We start from the raw sequence: 19,672 nt of genomic DNA on the forward strand, positions 1-19,672 counted from the left end.
CATTTTCAAAGGTAAAGCCCGATGGTGATAACGCTTCCTCAACTGCTTCAAGTGATGCCTGGAGCCCGCCTTAGCGCGGGTATTTTTTTATCTTCGTTAAACGCGGCGCTTCTTCGCTACGACATAAGCACGCCAAAACGCAGCGCCGCGTTCCTCGCCCAAATCGGCCATGAATCCGGCGAACTGCGCTACGTCCGCGAACTGGGCAGCGATCAATACTTGAGCAAATACGACACCGGCACCCTGGCCGCGCGTTTGGGCAACACCCCCGAAGCCGACGGCGATGGCCAGAAGTTCCGGGGCAGGGGGCTTATTCAGATCACGGGGCGCCGCAACTACCTCGCCTGCAGCCAAGCGTTGTTCGGCGACGACCGCCTGTTGCAGCAACCGCAACTGCTGGAGCAGCCGCAATGGGCGTGTGAGTCCGCCGCATGGTTCTGGCACAGCAATGGTTTGAACGAACTCGCCGACAAAGACCAGTTCACCACCATTACCCGGCGCATCAATGGCGGGCTGAACGGGCTGGACGAGCGTTTGCAACGGTGGGCGCGGGCCAAGGCGGTGCTGGGCGTTTGCTGAGGTGGCGTGCGTGTCGTCGGGCGTTAGCGTCTTGATGCACTCTGTAACTTGCATGGCCGATGGGCTCCTGTAGGGTAGGCAAACCCCCGCCCATTCCTGGAGACGACCGTGAAGGAAATCACTCAACTGGCTGCTGAACTGGGTCGCCGTTTGCAGGTGCTCAATGCTCACGTCACCACTGCCGAGTCCTGCACCGGCGGCGGTATTGCCGAAGCGATCACGCGGATTCCGGGCAGTTCGGCCTGGTTCGAGGCCGGGTATGTCACGTACTCCAATCGACAGAAGACCCGGCAGCTGGGTGTGCCGGAAGCATTGTTCCGCAAAGTCGGCGCCGTCAGCCAGGACGTGGTGGAGGCGATGGTCAGGGGCGCGCAGGAAAGAAGCCTGTCGCGCTTTGCCGTGGCCGTCAGCGGTGTCGCGGGGCCCGACGGCGGTTCGCCGGACAAGCCAGTGGGCACCGTATGGCTGGCGTTTGGTGTTGGCGAGGACGTGAGCGCTGAGCTTGCGCACTTCCCCGGCAACCGTGACGAGGTCCGCCGACAAACGGTAAAGGCCGCCCTGGAGGGCTTGTTGCGACGAGCTGCAGCAGAAATCGAAAATCAGGGGTAGGCGATCCCGGATCTTTGTGGAACAATACTGTCTACTTATACAGGTGTTGGCCGTCAGGCCTTATTGATTACGTGAGGACTTTAATGGACGACAACAAGAAGAAAGCCTTGGCTGCGGCCCTGGGTCAGATCGAACGTCAATTCGGCAAGGGTGCCGTAATGCGTATGGGCGATCACGACCGTCAGGCGATCCCGGCTATTTCCACTGGCTCTCTGGGTCTGGACATCGCACTCGGCATTGGCGGCCTGCCAAAAGGCCGTATCGTTGAAATCTACGGCCCTGAATCTTCCGGTAAAACCACCCTGACCCTGTCGGTGATTGCCCAGGCGCAAAAAATGGGCGCCACTTGTGCGTTCGTCGATGCCGAGCACGCTCTTGACCCTGAATACGCCGGCAAGCTGGGCGTCAACGTTGACGACCTGCTGGTTTCCCAACCGGACACCGGTGAGCAAGCCTTGGAAATCACCGACATGCTGGTGCGCTCCAACGCCATCGACGTGATCGTGGTCGACTCCGTGGCTGCCCTGGTGCCAAAAGCTGAAATCGAAGGCGAAATGGGCGACATGCACGTGGGCCTGCAAGCCCGTCTGATGTCCCAGGCGCTGCGTAAAATCACCGGTAACATCAAGAACGCCAACTGCCTGGTGATCTTCATCAACCAGATCCGTATGAAGATTGGCGTGATGTTCGGCAGCCCGGAAACCACCACCGGTGGTAACGCGTTGAAGTTCTACGCTTCGGTCCGTCTGGATATCCGCCGTACTGGCGCGGTGAAGGAAGGCGACGAGGTGGTGGGTAGCGAAACCCGCGTTAAAGTTGTGAAGAACAAGGTGGCCCCGCCATTCCGTCAGGCTGAGTTCCAGATTCTCTACGGCAAGGGTATCTACCTGAACGGCGAGATGATCGACCTGGGCGTACTGCACGGTTTCGTTGAGAAGTCCGGTGCCTGGTATGCCTACAACGGCAGCAAGATCGGTCAGGGCAAGGCCAACTCGGCCAAGTTCCTGGCGGACAACCCGGATATCGCTGCCACGCTTGAGAAGCAGATTCGCGACAAGCTGCTGACCCCGGCACCAGACGTGAAAGCTGCTGCCAACCGCGAGCCGGTTGAAGAAGTAGAAGAAGTCGACACTGACATCTGAAGCAAACGATGACTGTTGTACTGGATACACTCGTCGCCGTTCGGCGCACTGCGATGGACCTGCTCGCTCGCCGCGAGCATGGTCGAGTCGAGCTGACGCGTAAACTGCGTCAGCGAGGCGCAGAGCCCGAGATGATCGAAAGCGCCCTCGACCGTTTGACGGAAGAGGGGCTGCTGTCGGAAGCCCGTTACCTTGAAAGCTTTGTCTCCTACCGAGCGCGCTCCGGCTATGGCCCTGCGCGAATTCGCGAAGAGCTGAGCCAGCGTGGCCTGCAACGTGCCGATATCGACCTCGCCCTGCGTGAGTGCGGTATCAGTTGGCAGTCGCAGCTGGAAGATACCTGGCGCCGCAAGTTTTCCGGGCATCTACCAATTGATGCCAGAGAGCGTGCGAAGCAAGGGCGCTTCCTGAGCTATCGCGGGTTTTCGATGGAGATGATCAGCCGCTTACTGAGCGGCCGTGACATGGATGACTGAGCGTTGAGATCCCAGATCGAATCTGCTGCATCCGTTAGATCCTGCAAAAAAGGCCCACTATGAAAATAGTGGGCCTTTTTTTTTGCCTTGAAAATCACGCAGGCTCTGGCGTTACTCGCTGCTGGGTCTTGCCCTGAGCCTGTGCCCAGTTCTCCGGCAAGTTGATGTAATCCACCAACTCCCGCAACCGGCCCTGATCACGGCCGTTGAAGTTGAACACCAGCCGGGTCAAATGGCTGAACCTGGGTTCATCATGTTCCTCGCCTGTGTAAGCCAGCTGCTGGAACTCACCACTTAGCCGTAGACTGGCAAACTCGCTCTGCAAGTGGGCCAGTGCACGCTCACTGAGCGGATGATTCATGCGCACCACAAACTCACGCTTCAACCAGCGTGTGGAATGGAAGTTGGCATAGAACTGGTTTATCTCGTCCACGGCTGCTTCAGCGCTGTGCACCAGGCGGACCAGCTTGAGGTCGGTGGGCAGGATATAGCGATTGGCTTCCAGTTGGCTGCGAATGAAGTCCAGTGCGCCTTGCCAGAAACCACCGCCGGGTGCATCCAGCAATACCACCGGCACCAGCGGGCTTTTGCCGGTCTGGATCAGGGTCAGCACTTCAAGGGCTTCATCCAGCGTGCCAAAACCGCCCGGGCACAGCACCAATGCGTCGGCTTCCTTGACGAAGAACAGTTTGCGGGTAAAGAAGAAGTGGAAAGACAGCAGGTTCTCGGTGCCATCAATGGTTGGGTTGGCGTGCTGTTCAAACGGCAGGTTGATGTTGAACCCCAGGCTGTGTTCCAGGCCTGCTCCCTCGTGGGCAGCCGCCATGATGCCGCCGCCACCGCCGGTGATTACCATCAGCTCGGATTGCGCCAGCAGCGTGCCGACTTCCCTTGCCAAGGCGTACAGCGGGCTTTCGACCGGTGTGCGCGCCGAGCCAAACACCGTGACCTTGCGGCGGTCCTTGAACTGTTCCAGCACGCGGAAGGCGTTATCCAGCTCACGGATTGCCTGCAGCGTGATTTTTGCATTCCAACGGTTGCGGTCATCCTGGGCCATGCGCAGCACGGTGAGGATCATGTCGCGATAAAGGGGGATATTCGGGCTGTTGGGGGCGATCAACTGGAGTTGTGCGTCGACCTGCTGCGTGAGGTCCGCCCCGTTTTCGTCAAAATGACGGTGCAGGTGGTCATTCGATTCGTAAGGCATTCAATTTCTCCTTCTTCACAGAACCTGGGCCGTCGGCGAGATATTCGTCCGCGGCCACGACACTGCATGTGTCGCTGCATGCCCAAGGCATTGCACGGTGTTCGCCAAGCGGCAAAGCGGGCTCTGTATGTTCCTTGTGATTTAGAAACCTTTGCACTGCAAGTCGCAGGAGGGCAACCCTCTTTTGCCCTGAAAATATTACAGAACGGCGTGGGAAACGCTGTGGAGGGGCGACTGGGATGACTTGATCATGAGCCGAAAAACCCTTGGCTGGCAACCGCTTATTGGTCACTCATCAAGCAGTTTGGTTGGCGGCTGGCCAATGCGGCGGGGGAGGTGCGCGCCACTGGACAGCAGCGCGCGATGATCGAGCAACAGTTACTTTTTCTTCTTGGCCGCAGCGGGCGCCGGGCAATCCGCTTCGACAAACTTGACCGATGCCACCGGGCGGTTGGTCTTGTTCTCGGTGATTTCATAGCGCATCACTGCGCCCTTGGCCATCAACTCGCGGTAACCCTTGTTCAGGCACACGCTTTGGCCCAGTTGGAAATACACGGCCTTCGGGTTGGCGCGCATCTGTTCGGCACGATCAGGTTGCACACTGAGGTGATCGATCAGTTGCATGCCTTCAACGGTGTAGGCCACTTCCAGGGTTTTTTCATCGATTTCCCGGGGCAGGTCCTTGTTGCTTTCTGCCGCGACGCTTTGCAGCTTCCTGTTCATTTGGGCCTCCAGCAGCGAGGCCGCGTGGGCGCCCATGGGCAGAACCAGCGCAAGGGCGACGGATGGGGCAACAAGACGCAGCATGGAACGCAGCATGAAACTCTCCTGATTCGGTTACTGGTGCATAGACCAGCCACTGCGCTGTGCGTTCAGTGGCGCGCAATTATAGGGGAGCGCTTGCCACTACAGCCAGGCGTATCGCTGAGAAGTGTCAGTGGCTCTGGTAAACTGCCGCCACTTAAAGCCTGCCTCGAGTTCCTTCAGTGTCGATTTCCCCTGCTACGCGGCGCATCCGATGAGCCACGCCGTCTCCCGCTTGCGTACCCAGCGCCTTGCGCGGGCCGTCAGGCCGTTTCTCAACCGCGGCTCGCGCGCCGAGCGTTGCCCTGGTTGCCGGGTGATTCCCGAGTACTGCCTGTGCGCCTGGCGCCCGACGGTGCAGGCTCGATCCGCCATGTGCCTGCTGATGCACGATGTCGAACCGATGAAACCCAGTAACACTGGCTGGCTGATCGCCGACGTAATCGCTGACACCACCGCGTTTGCCTGGTCGCGCACCGAGGTTGATCCCGAATTACTGACGCTGCTGGCCGACCCGCAGTGGCAGCCCTATATCGTGTTTCCGGGCGAGTTTGTGGCCCCTGAGCGGGTTGTCAGCGAAGCAGTGGTTGAGAAGGGCAAACGCCCGCTGTTCATCCTGTTGGATGGCACCTGGAGCGAAGCGCGCAAGATGTTCCGCAAAAGCCCCTACCTGGAACACCTGCCCGTTCTGAGCCTGGCGCCCGAGCAGTTGTCGCGCTACAAGCTGCGTCGTTCCAAGCGTGACGATCACTTCTGCACCGCCGAAGTGGCCGCGCTGTGCCTGGAACTGGCTGACGACCTGGCCGCCAGCGAAGTGCTCGACGCTTACCTCGACGTGTTCAGCACCCATTACCTTGCGGCCAAGTTCAACTTATCACTGGACTCGACGGATAGCGTCCATACTCGTCTTGCACCCTATATCCCGGTGCGATAACCAGACGACGTTTGCATGATGGCACCGTAAAACCTCACCTGGCTAAAATGCCCACGGGTGTAGTGCTTGACCCTCCAGGCTACGCTGGGCATGCTGGGCGCCGATTGGGGCGTGAGCGTGAATTTTCAGCGTCGTTTCAGGTGTTTTTGACGTTGAACGTGCCCTGTGGCGATGGCTGCCTGGCCGTCGCCTTGTGTACTGGCGAACCCTGAACCCATCAGGGTTCCCATAAAAAACAGGATCATTTAATCAATGGCCACATACGAAATCCTGATAGCCGATGACCATCCGCTGTTTCGCAGTGCGCTGCACCAGGCCGTGACCCTGGGCCTTGGTCCGGACGTGCGCCTGGTTGAAGTGGCCAGCATTGCCGAGCTGGAAGCGCGCCTCACCGAGAAATCCGACTGGGACCTGGTGCTGCTCGACCTCAACATGCCGGGTGCCTACGGTTTTTCGGGGCTGGTGCTGTTGCGCGGGCAATACCCGCAAATTCCGGTGGTGATGGTCTCGGCCCAGGAAGACGCCGACGTGGTGGTGCGCTCCAAGGAGTTTGGCGCCAGTGGCTTTATTCCCAAGTCGAGTGCCATGGAGGACATCCAGAACGCCGTTCGCAAGGTGTTGGATGGCGATGTGTCCTGGCCGCCGCAAGCGTTTGAAGAAATCAACGTGTCCGACGAAGCCAAGGCCGCCCGCGATGGCCTCGCCAGCCTGACGCCCCAGCAGTTCCGGGTATTGACCATGGTCTGCGAAGGTTTGCTGAACAAGCAGATTGCGTATGAGCTCAGCGTGTCGGAAGCGACCATCAAGGCCCATGTCACTGCGATCTTCCGCAAATTGGGGGTACGTACGCGCACCCAGGCGGCGCTGCTCTTGCAACAACTTGAGTCAATTTCGCAGCATTAAGCGGTTAGCGATTCACGCTTTTTTGACTTTGCGTCATCTAGTTTCCCCACTTCTTTGGTTCAGTTGCCTACATCTATGTCGCCTTTCAAGGGTCAAACCGGTATCAAACGTATCTTCAACGCAGGGAGCTATTCCCTGGATGGCCTGCGCGCGGCCTTCACCGGCGAGGCGGCATTCCGTCAGTTGGTGTTGCTGAATGTCATCCTGATCCCGTTGAGCTTTTTCCTGCACGTCAGCCGCGTCGAGCGCGCTTTGCTGATCGCGGTGTGCCTGCTGGCGTTGATCGTCGAGTTGCTCAACTCAGCCGTAGAAGCGGCGATCGACCGCATCTCGCTCGACCGTCACCCGTTGTCGAAAAACGCCAAAGACATGGGCAGCGCCGCGCAATTCGTGGCACTGACCATGATCACCCTGGTGTGGGCCGTGATCCTGATCTGAGGATCAGGCAATGCTCGGCAGCACGATCTCGTCGCTGCGCTGAACCCCGGCGGTGAAGGCGCGGCACAGCTCCAGAAACTCGCGCATCGCCGAGGTCTGGTACTTCTGTTTATGCCAGATGAAGTAGAACTGCCGGGCCAGGTCCAGGTCGGGGGTTTCGACTGGGACCAAACTGCCACGGCGGAACGCATCACGCAGCGCCAGCCGGGAAATACAGCCAATGCCCAACCCGGATTCCACGGCACGCTTGATCGCCTCGGTGTGTTCCAGTTCCAGGCGGATATTCAGCGCGCTGCGGTGATGGCGCATGGCTTGGTCAAACGTCAGCCGAGTGCCTGAACCTTGTTCGCGCAGGATCCACGCTTCGTGGGTCAGCTCTTCCATGGTCGCCACGCCGCGTTTGGCCAAGTGATGCTGGGGCGCACAAAACACCACCAACTCGTCTTCGACCCAGGTTTGCACCTCGATGTCCGGGTGGCTGCAGTCGCCTTCAATTAGACCCAGGTCAATTTCGTAGTGTGCGACCTGGTGCACGATATTCGCAGTGTTCTGCACATGCAGCTTCACCTGGCTCTCGGGATGCTGCTGCATGAAGCTGCCGATCAGCAGAGTGGCCAGGTAATTGCCGATGGTCAGGGTGGCGCCGACCGCCAGCGAGCCGAAGCCGGACTTGCCGTTGAGCAGGTCTTCGATCTCCTTGGCCTGGTCCAGCAGCGCCACGGCCTGGGGCAATAGCTGGTGGCCGAGGGCGTTGAGGCTCAGGCGTTTGCCCGCGCGGTCGAATAATTGGCAGCTGGATTGACGCTCCAGCTCGGTAATCGAGGTGCTGGCGGCGGATTGAGACAAGGCCAGAAGGCCAGCAGCGCGTGAGACGCTTTCCTGCTGGGCGACGGCGACGAAGACTTGCAGTTGACGTAGAGTAAATCGCATATCGATATAACCGATAACCCTTATCTTAATAATCCAGTTAACAGATATTGTCGCCGCCATTAGAATGCTGTGCAATTGCGCATATCAACCTTGGCGCAGACCTATTTCCAGGAGTTCCCCGTACATGAGCAACATGAACCACGAGCGTGTCCTCAGTGTTCATCACTGGAACGACACCCTGTTCAGCTTCAAGTGCACCCGTGATCCGGGCCTGCGCTTCGAGAACGGTCAGTTCGTGATGATCGGCCTGCAACAGCCCAACGGCCGCCCGCTCATGCGTGCTTACTCCATTGCCAGCCCGAACTGGGAAGAGCATCTGGAGTTCTTCAGCATCAAGGTGCCCGATGGCCCGCTGACTTCCCAATTGCAGCACTTGAAGGAAGGCGACGAGATCATCATCAGCAAAAAACCGACAGGCACCCTGGTGCTTGACGATTTGAAGCCGGGCAAACACCTGTACCTGCTCAGCACCGGTACTGGCCTCGCTCCATTCATGAGCGTGATCCAGGACCCGGAAACCTACGAGCGCTTCGAAAAAGTGATCCTGTGCCACGGCGTGCGTTACGTCAACGAAGTCGCCTACCGCGAATTCATCACCGAGCACCTGCCGCAGAACGAGTTCTTCGGCGAGGCGCTGCGTGACAAGTTGATCTACTACCCGACCGTGACCCGCGAGCCGTTCGAAAACGAAGGCCGCCTGACCGACCTGATGCGCAGCGGCAAGCTGTTCCGCGACATCGGCCTGCCTCCGATCAACCCGGAAGACGACCGCGCCATGCTGTGCGGCAGCCCAAGCATGTTGGACGAGACCAGCGAAGTGCTGAACAGCTTCGGTCTGAAGGTTTCGCCGCGTATGCGTGAGCCGGGTGACTACTTGATCGAGCGCGCGTTCGTCGAGAAGTAATCACCGATCCAAATGAATGTGGGAGCTGGCTTTTGTGGGAGCTGCTCCCACATTTGTTTTCGGCGCTTATTTGGCTGGAACCACTTCCAGCACACAGATCACGCCCGCCTCCGGATAGTGCCAGCGCACATCCACATCCCAGAACTGCGCCCCGTATTCACGCTCAGGCCCCGGCGTCTGATACGCCGGCCGTGGGTCCTGTGCCAGGCACTGCTCGATCAACGCCACCAATGGCTCGTCAAGGCGCTGAGCGTGGCCTTGGGCCTGGAGCAGGGCGGTCTTCAGCCACTGCACCGGAATCAACTGCGGCGCGCTGCTCGCGATGCGGTTGGTGGCGCTGTCGATGATGTCGGCATACGGCACGTACGGCTTGATATCCAGCACTGGCGTGCCATCAAGCAAATCAATCCCGGAAATCCACAGCCGGCCTGGCTCAACCTTGTCCAGCTTGACCACTGACTGGCCGATGCCGTTGGGGCGGTGGGTGGCGCGGGTGGCAAATACACCCATGGAGGTATTGCCGCCCAGGCGTGGCGGGCGCACTTTGAGCCGAGGCTTGTCTTCCAGAGCCTGGTGGAACAAAAACAGCAACCAGACATGGCTGACCTGTTCCAGGCCCTGCACCGCCTCGCCCTGGTCGAACGGCGCCACCAGCTCCAGCACGCCACGGGCGGCCGGGGCCAGTTGCGGCTGGCGCGGGATGGCGAACTTCTCCTTGAAGCAGGAGCGCACGAAGCCGACGGGCGAGACCTGGTAACTCATGGCTTACGCACGAACCCGCAGGGTCAGGCCCTTGAGGAAGTTACGCAGCAACTGGTCACCGCAGGTGCGGTAGTTGGTATGGCCGAACTTGCGGAACAGCGCGCTGAGCTCAGGCTTGGACACCGGGAACTCGGCGGCCTTGAGGATGGCGTGCATGTCGTCTTCTTTCAGTTCGAAGGCAACGCGCAGCTTCTTCAGGATGATGTTGTTGGTCACCGGGGTTTCGATCGGCTGCGGCGGACGCGTTTCGTCCTTGCCGCGCTTGAAGATCACCAGGCCATCAAGGAAGTGAGCCATGACGTCGTCCGGGCAGAATACAAAACCTTCTTCCTCATCTTTCTTGAGGTAGGTCAGCAGGTCTTCCTTGGTCACGTCCATGCCGCCGAGTTTGATGATCTCGACCATCTTGTTGTCGCTGATGTCGAGCATGTAGCGCACGCTGCGCAGTACGTCGTTGTGAATCATGGTGGGCAATCCTGGTATTCAACTGAGGACACCGCCCAGTCAGGCGGTGTCAGGAAAGGGGTGCGGCTTAGAACTTCTCTTTGCCGGACAGGTAACGCCATTGGCCCACTGGCACTTTGCCGATGGACACGCCGCCAATGCGAATACGGCGGATGGCGATGACTTTCAGGCCAACCGCCTCGCAGAACAGAGCGATTACGCCCGGTTGCGGGTTTTTCATCGCGAAGCGCAGGCGGTTTTCGTTCTGCCAGCTGGCTTTAACGGCCGGCAGCTCTTTGCCTTTATAGGTCAGGCCGTGGTTCAGGCGATTGAGGCCGTGGGCAACCATGTCGCCTTCGACCTCCACCACGTATTCCTGCTCGATTTTGGCGGCATCGGCGGTCAACTTGCGCAGAATCTTCCAGTCCTGGGTGAACACCAGCAGGCCGCTGGCCTTGGCTTGCAGGTCGGCACTGGCGGTCAGGCGCAGAAAGTGGCCTTTGAGCGGGCGTTTGCTGAAGCGGTGTTCTTCGGACAGGGTCTCGGCGCTGATCGAGGCCATCGCCGTTTCGGCGTCCACGCCTACCGGCGCATGCAACAGAATCGTCACCGGCTCCGGCGCGGTGGCCTTGGCCTCAGGGTCGAGCTCGACCTTCTGGGTGGTGACCTTGAACTGCGGTTCGTCAATCACTTCGCCGTCCACCGAGACCCAGCCGCCTTCGATAAACAGCTCAGCCTCCCGACGGGAGCAACCGACCAGTTCAATAAGGCGTTTGGAAAGGCGTATGGGGTCAGTCATGACAAGGGCCGTAGCAAAAGGGGGCGGCTATTGTACCTGTGTGGGCGCGGTTAATCCCGGCCCCATTTCAGCGTAGTGGCTTTATTGGTGGGTACACGGTTCAAAATGTGGGAGCGGGCACTGTGTTTCGTCAGCCACTGCGCCGTTGCTGTTGGCGCAAGCGCATGTGCAGCAACGGGTACGGTTGGCCCAGGCCATCATGCTCCGCGCGTCCGATCACCTCAAAGCCCTGCTTGAAGTAAAAGCCCAGGGCCTGGGGGTTCTGTTCGTTGACGTCCAATACCTCGGCGTTCATGTGCTCGATCGCATAGCGCAGCAATTGTCGGCCCAAGCCCTGGCCGCGGTGCTGCGGGTCGATAAACAGCATCTCGACTTTACCCGCCGCTACCCCGGCAAACCCGGTAATACGCTGGCGCGCGTCTTTGGTGCAGATCAGCATGACGGCGTCCAGGTAGCGGCTCAGCACCAGTTCCTTAAGCAGCACGATGTAACTGTCCGGCAAGAAGTCGTGGGTCGCGCGCACGGACGCTTCCCAGATCTGCGCCAATTGCGCGAAGTCGCTGATTTTAGGTGTGTGGATAACCGAATGCTGACGCATGCCCGCTGCCCCTTGCCGATGATCGGCGCCGATGGGCAAACGATAGACCTAAAAAAGCCCCGCATCTTGTTCAGAGGCGGGGCTTTTTCAATTTTTTACACCCTTAATCGCGCTTTTCAGCCCACAGGTCGTATTCGTCGGCATCCGTCACCGTGCACCAGACCTTGTCGCCCGGCTTCAGGCCGCTGGCATCGTCGATAAACACGTTACCGTCGATTTCCGGCGCATCGAAGAAGCAACGGCCAACGGCGCCTTGCTCGTCGACTTCGTCGATCAGCACTTCGATTTCCTTGCCGATACGCAGTTGCAGGCGTGCCGAGCTGATGGCCTGTTGATGGGCCATGAAGCGCTCCCAACGGTCCTGCTTGACGTCGTCTGGAACGATGGCTGCGTCCAGCAGGTTGGCTGGCGCGCCTTCTACCGGCGAGTACTGGAAGCAACCGACGCGGTCGAGTTGGGCTTCGGTCAGCCAGTCCAGCAGGTACTGGAAGTCTTCTTCGGTCTCGCCAGGGAAGCCGACGATGAAGGTCGAACGGATGATCAGCTCAGGGCAGATCTCGCGCCAGTTCTTGATGCGCGCCAGGGTCTTGTCTTCGAAGGCTGGGCGTTTCATGGCCTTGAGGATTTTCGGGCTGGCGTGCTGGAACGGGATGTCCAGGTACGGCAGGATCTTGCCGGCGGCCATCAGTGGGATCAGCTCGTCCACGTGCGGGTACGGGTAAACGTAGTGCAGGCGCACCCATACGCCCAGGCTGCTCAAGGCTTCGCAGAGTTCGGTCATGCGGGTTTTCACCGGCGCGCCGTTCCAGAAGCCGGTGCGGTATTTCACATCGACGCCGTAGGCGCTGGTGTCCTGGGAGATCACCAACAGCTCTTTCACGCCGGATTTGACCAGACGCTGGGCTTCGTCGAGCACGTCGCCGACCGGGCGGCTGACCAGCTTGCCGCGCATCGACGGGATGATGCAGAAGCTGCAGCTGTGGTTGCAGCCTTCGGAAATCTTCAGGTACGCATAGTGGCGCGGCGTCAGCTTGATGCCTTGCGGCGGCACCAGGTCGATCAGTGGGTTGTGGTCCTGGCGAGGCGGCACCACCTGGTGCACGGCGTTGACCACTTGCTCGTACTGCTGCGGGCCGGTTACGGCCAGCACGCTTGGGTGCACGTTGCGGATATTGCCTTCTTCCACGCCCATGCAGCCGGTCACGATGACCTTGCCGTTTTCCTTGATCGCTTCACCGATCACTTCCAACGACTCAGCCTTTGCCGAGTCGATGAAACCGCAGGTGTTGACCACCACCACGTCGGCGTCCTGATAAGTGGACACGACGTCATAGCCTTCCATACGCAGTTGCGTGAGGATGCGCTCGGAGTCAACGAGAGCCTTCGGGCAACCCAGGGATACAAAGCCGACCTTTGGGTTGGCTTTTGCGATGGTGGTGGACATGTCTAACCTCGGTATTGAATGACGCCGCCGCCCAGGAGGGCAGGGCAGCGGACGGGCGCTTAGCGCGCCTCTGATCAAAAAGTGCGCAATTCTAGCGACGGGCAACGCACTTGACCAGCTTTATGCAGGGAAATGCGACGAGTGCTGCGCTATGCTTCGCGCCGTTGCACGCGGGTAAAACCTCGGGGTCAATAAAACGTCTGTTACGAGAAGTAAAACAGCGCATGCTAGGGTCAGCTTAGACGCGTTGTTTATATAAGACCTCAGGTCAAAGGGCAGGAGTGGTTGATGGGTCAGGCAAATAGTCAGGCAGCAGGTGCCGAGCATTCCAATGCAAAGCCGATCGGCATGTTGGTGGCGGCAGTCGGGGTGGTTTACGGCGATATCGGTACCAGCCCGCTCTATACCCTTAAAGAAGTGTTTACAGGTGGTTATGGGGTTCAAGTCAATCACGACGGGGTCTTTGGCATTCTGGCGCTGATTTTCTGGTCGCTGGTGTGGGTCGTGTCGATCAAGTACGTGCTGTTTATCCTGCGCGCGGACAACCAGGGCGAAGGCGGCATCATGGCCCTGACGGCGCTGGCGCGACGGGCGGCGTCGCCGTACCCCAAGTTGCGTTCGGTGCTGGTGATCCTCGGCTTGATCGGTGCGGCGCTGTTCTACGGCGATAGCATGATTACCCCGGCGATCTCGGTATTGTCGGCGGTTGAGGGCCTGGAACTGGCCTTTGACGGGATTGAACGTTGGGTGGTGCCGCTGTCGCTGGTGGTGCTGGTGGGGCTGTTCCTGATCCAGAAACACGGCACTGACCGCATCGGCAAGCTGTTCGGGCCGGTGATGGTGGTGTGGTTCCTGGTGCTGGGCGGTCTTGGCGTGCACGGCATCCTGCAACATCCCGAGGTGCTCAATGCGCTGAACCCCGTGTGGGGCGTGCGTTTCTTTGTGTCCCATCCGGGCATGGGCGTCGCGATTCTTGGCGCCGTGGTGCTGGCCTTGACCGGTGCCGAAGCGCTGTACGCCGACATGGGCCATTTCGGCCGCAAGCCGATCGCCCGCGCCTGGTTCGCGCTGGTGCTGCCGGCGCTGGTGCTCAACTACTTCGGCCAGGGCGCGTTGCTGCTGGAAAACCCCGAAGCGGCGCGCAACCCGTTCTACTTGCTCGCGCCGGAATGGGCCTTGGTGCCATTGGTCGCGCTGTCGACCCTGGCCACCGTGATTGCATCCCAGGCGGTGATTTCCGGCGCGTTCTCGCTGACGCGTCAGGCGATCCAGTTGGGTTACATCCCGCGCATGCACATCCAGCACACCTCCAGCGCCGAGCAAGGCCAGATCTACATCGGCGCGGTGAACTGGTCGCTGATGGTCGGCGTGATCCTGCTGGTGCTCGGCTTCGAATCCTCCAATGCCCTGGCCTCCGCCTACGGCGTGGCAGTCACCGGCACCATGTTGATTACCAGCATCCTGGTGTCGGCGGTGATGCTGCTGCTCTGGAAGTGGCCACCGGTGCTGGCGATTCCGGTGCTGATCGGCTTCCTGTTGGTGGACGGCCTGTTCTTTGCCGCCAACGTGCCGAAGATTGTCCAGGGGGGCGCCTTCCCGGTACTGGCGGGGATTGTGCTGTTTATCCTGATGACCACCTGGAAGCGCGGCAAGGAACTGCTGATGGACCGCCTCGACGAAGGTGGCCTGCCGTTGCCGATCTTTATCAGCAGTATTCGCGTGCAACCGCCCCATCGCGTGCAGGGCACCGCAGTGTTCCTCACCGCGCGCCCGGACGCCGTGCCCCACGCGCTGTTGCATAACCTGCTGCACAACCAGGTGTTGCATGAGCAGGTGGTGATGCTGACGGTGGTCTATGAAGATATTCCGCGCGTGCCAGCCTCTCGGCGGTTCGAGGTGGATGCGTACGGGGAAGGGTTCTTCCGGGTGATCCTGCACTTCGGTTTTACCGATGAGCCGGACGTGCCCGAAGCCCTGAAACTGTGCCATCTGGACGATCTGGATTTCAGCCCGATGCGCACCACGTACTTCCTCAGCCGCGAAACGGTGATCGCCTCGCGTATCAAGGGCATGGCCCGCTGGCGGGAAAGTCTGTTTGCGTTCATGTTGAAGAACGCCAACGGTAACCTGCGCTTCTTCAAGCTCCCGGTAAACCGAGTGATCGAGCTGGGCACCCAGGTCGAAATGTAAGCCACTGCAACACGGGAGCCGGCAATCGGCTCCCGTTTTCCGTCTGAACCCTGTGCAAGCTACCGTTGTCGACTAGGCTCTAAGCACTGTTTGAAGAGTGCCCACAGAACCCAGAAGAGGTGCGTCATGAGTCAGCTGCTCGAACCCTATACCCTGCGCCAATTGACTTTGCTCAACCGGATTGCCGTGTCGCCGATGTGCCAGTATTCAGCCGAGGATGGCCTGGCCAATGACTGGCACCTGGTGCACCTGGGCAGTCGCGCCGTCGGCGGCGCCGGGCTGATTTTCACCGAAGCCACCGCTGTGACCGCAGAGGGCCGCATCACCGCCCAGGACCTGGGCTTGTGGAACGACGCACAGATCGAGCCGTTGCAACGCATTACGCGCTTTATTGCCGCCCAAGGCGCGGTCGCGGGTATTCAATTGGCCCATGCCGGGCGCAAGGCCAGCACTCACCGGCCTTGGATCGGCAAGCATGGCAGCGTCAAGCCGGAAGACGGCGGTTGGGTGCCGGTAGGCCCTTCGCCAATTGCCTTTGACCCGAATCACACCCAGCCCAAAGCCTTGGACGAAGCGCAGATCCAGAGCGTGATTGGCGACTTTGTGGCCGCCGCCAAGCGTGCACTGACCGCCGGGTTTGAAGTGGTGGAAATCCACGCTGCGCACGGTTATCTACTGCACCAATTCCTGTCGCCGATCAGCAACCAGCGTCAGGACCACTACGGTGGTTCGTTTGAAAATCGCATCCGCCTGGTGCTGGAAGTGACCAAGGCCGTGCGCGAGGTCTGGCCGCAGGAACTGCCGCTGTTTGTGCGGGTTTCGGCCACTGACTGGGTGGAAGACGGCTGGAACCCCGATGAAACCGTGGAACTGGCGCGTCGCCTCAAAGACCTGGGGGTGGACCTGATCGACGTATCCTCCGGCGGCACTGCCGCCAATGCCGAAATCCCGGTGGGCCCGGGTTACCAGACGCGCTTTGCCGAGCGTGTGCGCAAAGAATCGGGTATCGCGACCGGCACGGTGGGCATGATCACCGAACCGGCCCAGGCCGAGCATATCCTGCGCACCTGCCAGGCGGACATTATCTTCCTGGCCCGTGAGTTGTTGCGTGATCCGTATTGGCCGCTGCATGCCGACGATGACTTGGGCGGGCGCAAGGCGATCTGGCCAGCGCAATACCAACGGGCGACCCACCGCGATCAGCCGATTCATGAGTCTGACCTGAGGGATTGATCCGTCGCCGGTTGCATTCAAACCCACCCTGACCCGGTGGGTTTTTTCTTGCTCGCAGGTCATGCAAGCTAAGGTCGACGCACCGTGCATGTACCGACCTCTGTGTAGGAAATAGCTGTAGGTATTTGTTATCGAAGCGTTTTTTAAGTGAATGCTCTAAAAAAATCCCACGCGTGACGAGATTGTTTCTACGCTTAGGGTAAGTCTGATTTCTGGCCCAGGGAGTCAGCCGGCTTGGCCCCGAAGGTATCGCGCCTCAAGGGAATTTGGAGGTGGGCACTCGAAGTATTTGACTGAAATCAGGAGTAACGGTCCATGACCAAATCCTATGGCATAGCGGGTGCGGTGGCGTCTTTTCTGAGTCGCCACCTGCCCTTGCGAGGGCGAAGGTTGAGTTCGGATGAAAGGGAGCTGTTGGCGCAATATCGGGCATTGACCGAAAGCGATCAAATGGCGATGCGGTATTTGATCGGGGCAATGAAGAGCGTGTCGCGGTACTGAACCGCAGGCGGGAAGCGTTCCCACGCGAGCGTGGGAACGCGTTGTATCAGGTGTATTTGCGCTTGTCCGGCGCAGGCGGGAAGTACTGATACAGCCAGGTTTCACTCAAGGTGCGGTCCTGCGTGCGAATAAACAGGCGCAGTTCCACCGGCTCAACGCTGTCGCTGGTCGGGTACCAGTCGAACAGAATGCGATAGCCCTTGATGTTGTCGAGCACCAGCACGCTGAAGTCTTTCACTTCGCCGTGGGAACAGGTCACCACCGGCTCAATGCCGGTGCCAGCGGGCAGTCGGTCCAGGCCGCCACCTTTGAAATCCACCGCAAACCGGCGTGCCCACACCTCGGGGTAGTGCTCGCCCGGTGCCCAGCCTTCGATAAAGCCGCCCATGCCTGAGCGGGTGGCGTCGACTTGCGCCAGCGGGGTACTTACCGGCGGCAGTGCGCTCCAATACAGCTTGTAGCCATAGTTGAGCGAATCGCCCGCGGCCACCGGCTTTTTCGGGGTCCAGAAGGCCACGATGTTGTCCAGGGTTTCGCCGGTGGTGGGGATTTCCAGCAGGTCGATCGAGCCTTCGCCCCAGGCGGTGGTCGGTTCTACCCACAGGCTTGGGCGCTTGCTGTACCAGTCCACGGTGTCCTGGTAGCTGGCGAACTCATGGTCGGTCTGCACCAGGCCGAAGCCTTTTGGGTCGGTGTCGGCGAACGCGTTGAATTGCAACTTTTCCGGGTTGTTCAACGGGCGGCAGATCCATTCGCCGTTGCCGCGCCACATCGCCAGGCGATCCGAATCGTGGATTTGCGGGTGGATGGTGTCGCACATGCGCCGCTCAACGGTGCCGCAGCTGAACATGCTGGTCATTGGCGCGATGCCCAACTGTTCGATGGTGGTGCGCGCATTGATATGCGCGTCGATGGCCATCACCACCTGGTTGGCCTGGCAATCGATATCGAAGCGGTAGGCGCCGGTGGCGCTCGGCGAGTCGAGCAGGGCGTAGACCACAAAGCGCGTGGCGTCCTTGGCCGGGGTTTCGAACCAGAACTGCGTGAAATCGGGGAATTCTTCGCGCTTTTTCGCGTAGGTATCAATCGCCAGGCCGCGCGCCGAAAGGCCGTACTGGCCAGTAGAGTCGACTGCGCGAAAGTAGCTGGCGCCGAGGAATGACAGCACGTCATGGCGATCCAGTTCCGGCGCCTTGAACAGCTTGAAGCCGGAGAAACCCAGGTCGCCGGTCAGCTGCTGGGTGTCGACTGTGGTCTTTTCGTAGTTGAACAGCGACGGGCGGAAATGCACTTCGCGCGCTTCGCGGGTCTTGGGGTCGACGCTGTGCATGCGCACAGGGGTCTTGAAGCCCATGCCGACGTGGAAGAATTGCACGTCGAGTTGGCCGTTCAGCTCCTTCCACAGCGAATGGTTGCCGTCATAGCCAATGGCGTTGAAATTCTGCGGGGTCATGGTCGCCAGCGTCGGCGGCAGCACCTGTTTGGTGTCTTTATACGCGGTGCCGGCGAGCTGCTTGGCCTGGGCTTTAAGCGTTTCAAAATCAAACGCGACGGCCTTGCCATCGGCGGCACGGTTTGCGGCCCAGGCGTGCGCGGAGAGCAGGCCTGTGGCCGACAAACCGGTGTAAGCCGCAATGGCCATGGATGCTTTGAGCAAATTCCTGCGGTGCATAGAGACAACCTGTCGTGAGCAAATCCCGCGCCGTTCCTGGCACGTGCTGGATCAGAAATAACGGTTCGGACATGCCTTCGGCCAAACGCAACGGACTATAAACAGACGCCGGATAGCTTAAGCGGTTCGGTGGGGAAGGAAAATTGCTTGATAGCGCAGTGATAGCTTTGCATATGAAACAAGACGTTTCCGTTACCACGGCGACGGCGTTACATCTGGAAGCACTCTAGATCGTGGCTTTTTGGCACTTAGTTTTACGCTGGGGGCCTACTGGTCCTATGAACCCAAGTGTCTGGAGGCTATGAATGAATACCCGTGGATTGCTCGACCAACTGCTCAAATCAGGCCAGGACATGTTGCAAAACAAGGCCGGCGGCCAGCGCAAGTCGGACGACAAAGGTGCCCTCGGCGGTCTGCTCGGCAGTGGTGGGCTGGGCAGTTTGCTCGGCGGTGCGGGTGGCGGAGCCCTGGCAGCCGGTGCGATGGGGCTGCTGATGGGGAATAAGAAGGCGCGTAAATTTGGTGGCAAGGCCCTGGCCTACGGTGGCCTGGCGGCATTGGGCGTGATTGCCTACAAAGCTTATGGCAATTGGCAGGCGCAGCAGGCCGGCGCGCCTCAAGGCGAACCGCAAACCATCGACCGCCTGCCACCGGCTCAGGTCGAGCAGCACAGCCAGGCCATTCTTAAGGCACTGGTCGCGGCGGCCAAGGCCGACGGGCACGTGGATGAGCGCGAACGCGCACTGATCGAGGGCGAATTCACCAAGCTGGACGACGACCGTGAACTGCAAAGCTGGCTGCATGCCGAGCTGAACAAGCCCTTGGACCCTGCCGATGTGGCGCGTGCGGCGGGCACCCCGGAAATGGCCGCCGAGATGTATGTCGCCAGCGTGATGTTGGTGGACGAGGAAAACTTCATGGAGAAGGCCTATCTGGATGAATTGGCGCGTCAGTTGAAACTCGAGCCCGGCCTGAAGACCGAGCTGGAAAAACAGGTTCGCCAAGCCACCCTCTGACCCACATCCAGCGTGATCCAACACCCCGGTCCAGACAATGGATCGGGGTGTTTTTGCATTCTGTGCGGGCTGCATCAAAACCCATTG

The 19,672-nt window shown here is 59.8% G+C and carries 21 protein-coding genes; 12 read left to right on the forward strand and 9 right to left on the reverse strand.

From position 1 onward, the window contains the following. Positions 1-21 precede the first annotated feature (21 nt). From A7D21_RS16730 to recX, 4 genes are all read left to right on the forward strand, one after another. Positions 22-579: a glycoside hydrolase family 19 protein gene (locus A7D21_RS16730; RefSeq protein WP_069552185.1), complete on the forward strand. Its 558-nt coding sequence runs from the start codon at positions 22-24 to the stop codon at positions 577-579. A 108-nt stretch (positions 580-687) separates the two neighbouring features. After that, the gene (locus A7D21_RS16735; RefSeq protein WP_053254675.1) at positions 688-1,188 is read left to right on the forward strand and encodes a CinA family protein; all 501 of its coding nucleotides are present in this window, start codon (positions 688-690) and stop codon (positions 1,186-1,188) included. 83 nt (positions 1,189-1,271) lie between these two features. Then, on the forward strand, positions 1,272-2,330 hold the full coding sequence (gene recA, locus A7D21_RS16740) for a recombinase RecA (protein ID WP_017137075.1): 1,059 nt from the start codon (positions 1,272-1,274) through the stop codon (positions 2,328-2,330). Between the two features lie 8 nt (positions 2,331-2,338). After that, complete coding sequence (gene recX / locus A7D21_RS16745; RefSeq protein WP_053254676.1) at positions 2,339-2,806, forward strand: recombination regulator RecX; 468 nt, start codon at positions 2,339-2,341, stop codon at positions 2,804-2,806. Positions 2,807-2,900: 94 nt separating this feature from the next. Here recX and A7D21_RS16750 read toward each other — a convergent pair whose 3' ends face one another. Then, positions 2,901-4,013 (reverse strand): TIGR00730 family Rossman fold protein, encoded by a 1,113-nt coding sequence (locus tag A7D21_RS16750; protein WP_053254677.1) that lies wholly within the window; start codon positions 4,011-4,013, stop codon positions 2,901-2,903. 378 nt (positions 4,014-4,391) lie between these two features. After that, on the reverse strand, positions 4,392-4,832 hold the full coding sequence (locus tag A7D21_RS16755; protein WP_053254678.1) for a PA3611 family quorum-sensing-regulated virulence factor: 441 nt from the start codon (positions 4,830-4,832) through the stop codon (positions 4,392-4,394). Between the two features lie 199 nt (positions 4,833-5,031). Between A7D21_RS16755 and A7D21_RS16760 the strand changes: the two genes are divergently transcribed. The 3 genes from A7D21_RS16760 to A7D21_RS16770 all read left to right on the forward strand — a co-directional run bounded on the left by A7D21_RS16760 (position 5,032) and on the right by A7D21_RS16770 (position 7,092). Then, positions 5,032-5,751, forward strand: coding sequence for a tRNA-uridine aminocarboxypropyltransferase (locus A7D21_RS16760; RefSeq protein ID WP_053254679.1), 720 nt, complete (start codon positions 5,032-5,034; stop codon positions 5,749-5,751). A gap of 252 nt (positions 5,752-6,003) precedes the next feature. After that, positions 6,004-6,654, forward strand: a complete 651-nt coding sequence (erdR, locus tag A7D21_RS16765; RefSeq protein WP_053137423.1) for a response regulator transcription factor ErdR — start codon at positions 6,004-6,006, stop codon at positions 6,652-6,654. 75 nt (positions 6,655-6,729) lie between these two features. Continuing rightward, complete coding sequence (locus A7D21_RS16770; RefSeq protein ID WP_053254680.1) at positions 6,730-7,092, forward strand: diacylglycerol kinase; 363 nt, start codon at positions 6,730-6,732, stop codon at positions 7,090-7,092. A gap of 3 nt (positions 7,093-7,095) precedes the next feature. On the opposite strand, the gene A7D21_RS16775 is transcribed toward A7D21_RS16770, so the two are convergent. Continuing rightward, a complete protein-coding gene (locus A7D21_RS16775) occupies positions 7,096-8,022 on the reverse strand; it encodes a LysR family transcriptional regulator (RefSeq protein ID WP_042944277.1) in 927 nt (308 codons plus the stop codon). A gap of 124 nt (positions 8,023-8,146) precedes the next feature. Between A7D21_RS16775 and fpr the strand changes: the two genes are divergently transcribed. Continuing rightward, complete coding sequence (gene fpr / locus A7D21_RS16780) at positions 8,147-8,926, forward strand: ferredoxin-NADP reductase (RefSeq protein WP_017529767.1); 780 nt, start codon at positions 8,147-8,149, stop codon at positions 8,924-8,926. Between the two features lie 66 nt (positions 8,927-8,992). Here fpr and tsaA read toward each other — a convergent pair whose 3' ends face one another. From tsaA to rimO, 5 genes are all read right to left on the reverse strand, one after another. After that, the gene (gene tsaA / locus A7D21_RS16785) at positions 8,993-9,688 is read right to left on the reverse strand and encodes a tRNA (N6-threonylcarbamoyladenosine(37)-N6)-methyltransferase TrmO (RefSeq protein ID WP_053254681.1); all 696 of its coding nucleotides are present in this window, start codon (positions 9,686-9,688) and stop codon (positions 8,993-8,995) included. Positions 9,689-9,691: 3 nt separating this feature from the next. Next, a complete protein-coding gene (locus A7D21_RS16790) occupies positions 9,692-10,153 on the reverse strand; it encodes a DUF1456 family protein (RefSeq protein ID WP_053254682.1) in 462 nt (153 codons plus the stop codon). Positions 10,154-10,220: 67 nt separating this feature from the next. After that, positions 10,221-10,931, reverse strand: coding sequence for an rRNA pseudouridine synthase (locus A7D21_RS16795; RefSeq protein WP_053254683.1), 711 nt, complete (start codon positions 10,929-10,931; stop codon positions 10,221-10,223). Between the two features lie 130 nt (positions 10,932-11,061). Next, positions 11,062-11,529, reverse strand: a complete 468-nt coding sequence (locus A7D21_RS16800; RefSeq protein WP_053254684.1) for a GNAT family N-acetyltransferase — start codon at positions 11,527-11,529, stop codon at positions 11,062-11,064. Between the two features lie 103 nt (positions 11,530-11,632). Further along, positions 11,633-12,973 carry a 30S ribosomal protein S12 methylthiotransferase RimO gene (rimO, locus tag A7D21_RS16805; RefSeq protein ID WP_053254685.1) on the reverse strand — a complete coding sequence of 447 codons (1,341 nt, stop codon included), beginning with the start codon at positions 12,971-12,973 and terminating at the stop codon, positions 11,633-11,635. Between the two features lie 288 nt (positions 12,974-13,261). On the opposite strand from rimO, the gene A7D21_RS16810 reads away from it, so the two are divergent. The 3 genes from A7D21_RS16810 (at position 13,262) to A7D21_RS16820 (ending at position 16,897) form a co-directional block, all read left to right on the forward strand. Continuing rightward, on the forward strand, positions 13,262-15,163 hold the full coding sequence (locus tag A7D21_RS16810) for a potassium transporter Kup (protein ID WP_053254686.1): 1,902 nt from the start codon (positions 13,262-13,264) through the stop codon (positions 15,161-15,163). Between the two features lie 126 nt (positions 15,164-15,289). Continuing rightward, positions 15,290-16,396 (forward strand): NADH:flavin oxidoreductase/NADH oxidase, encoded by a 1,107-nt coding sequence (locus tag A7D21_RS16815; RefSeq protein WP_053254687.1) that lies wholly within the window; start codon positions 15,290-15,292, stop codon positions 16,394-16,396. A 315-nt stretch (positions 16,397-16,711) separates the two neighbouring features. Then, complete coding sequence (locus tag A7D21_RS16820) at positions 16,712-16,897, forward strand: hypothetical protein (protein WP_053254688.1); 186 nt, start codon at positions 16,712-16,714, stop codon at positions 16,895-16,897. Between the two features lie 46 nt (positions 16,898-16,943). On the opposite strand, the gene A7D21_RS16825 is transcribed toward A7D21_RS16820, so the two are convergent. Beyond that, positions 16,944-18,569, reverse strand: coding sequence for a glucan biosynthesis protein D (locus A7D21_RS16825; protein ID WP_053254689.1), 1,626 nt, complete (start codon positions 18,567-18,569; stop codon positions 16,944-16,946). Between the two features lie 305 nt (positions 18,570-18,874). On the opposite strand from A7D21_RS16825, the gene A7D21_RS16830 reads away from it, so the two are divergent. Continuing rightward, positions 18,875-19,585 (forward strand): tellurite resistance TerB family protein, encoded by a 711-nt coding sequence (locus tag A7D21_RS16830; protein ID WP_053254690.1) that lies wholly within the window; start codon positions 18,875-18,877, stop codon positions 19,583-19,585. Positions 19,586-19,672 lie beyond the last annotated feature (87 nt).

Source organism: Pseudomonas sp. AP19 (assembly GCF_001728855.1).
Classification (GTDB): domain Bacteria; phylum Pseudomonadota; class Gammaproteobacteria; order Pseudomonadales; family Pseudomonadaceae; genus Aquipseudomonas; species Aquipseudomonas fluorescens.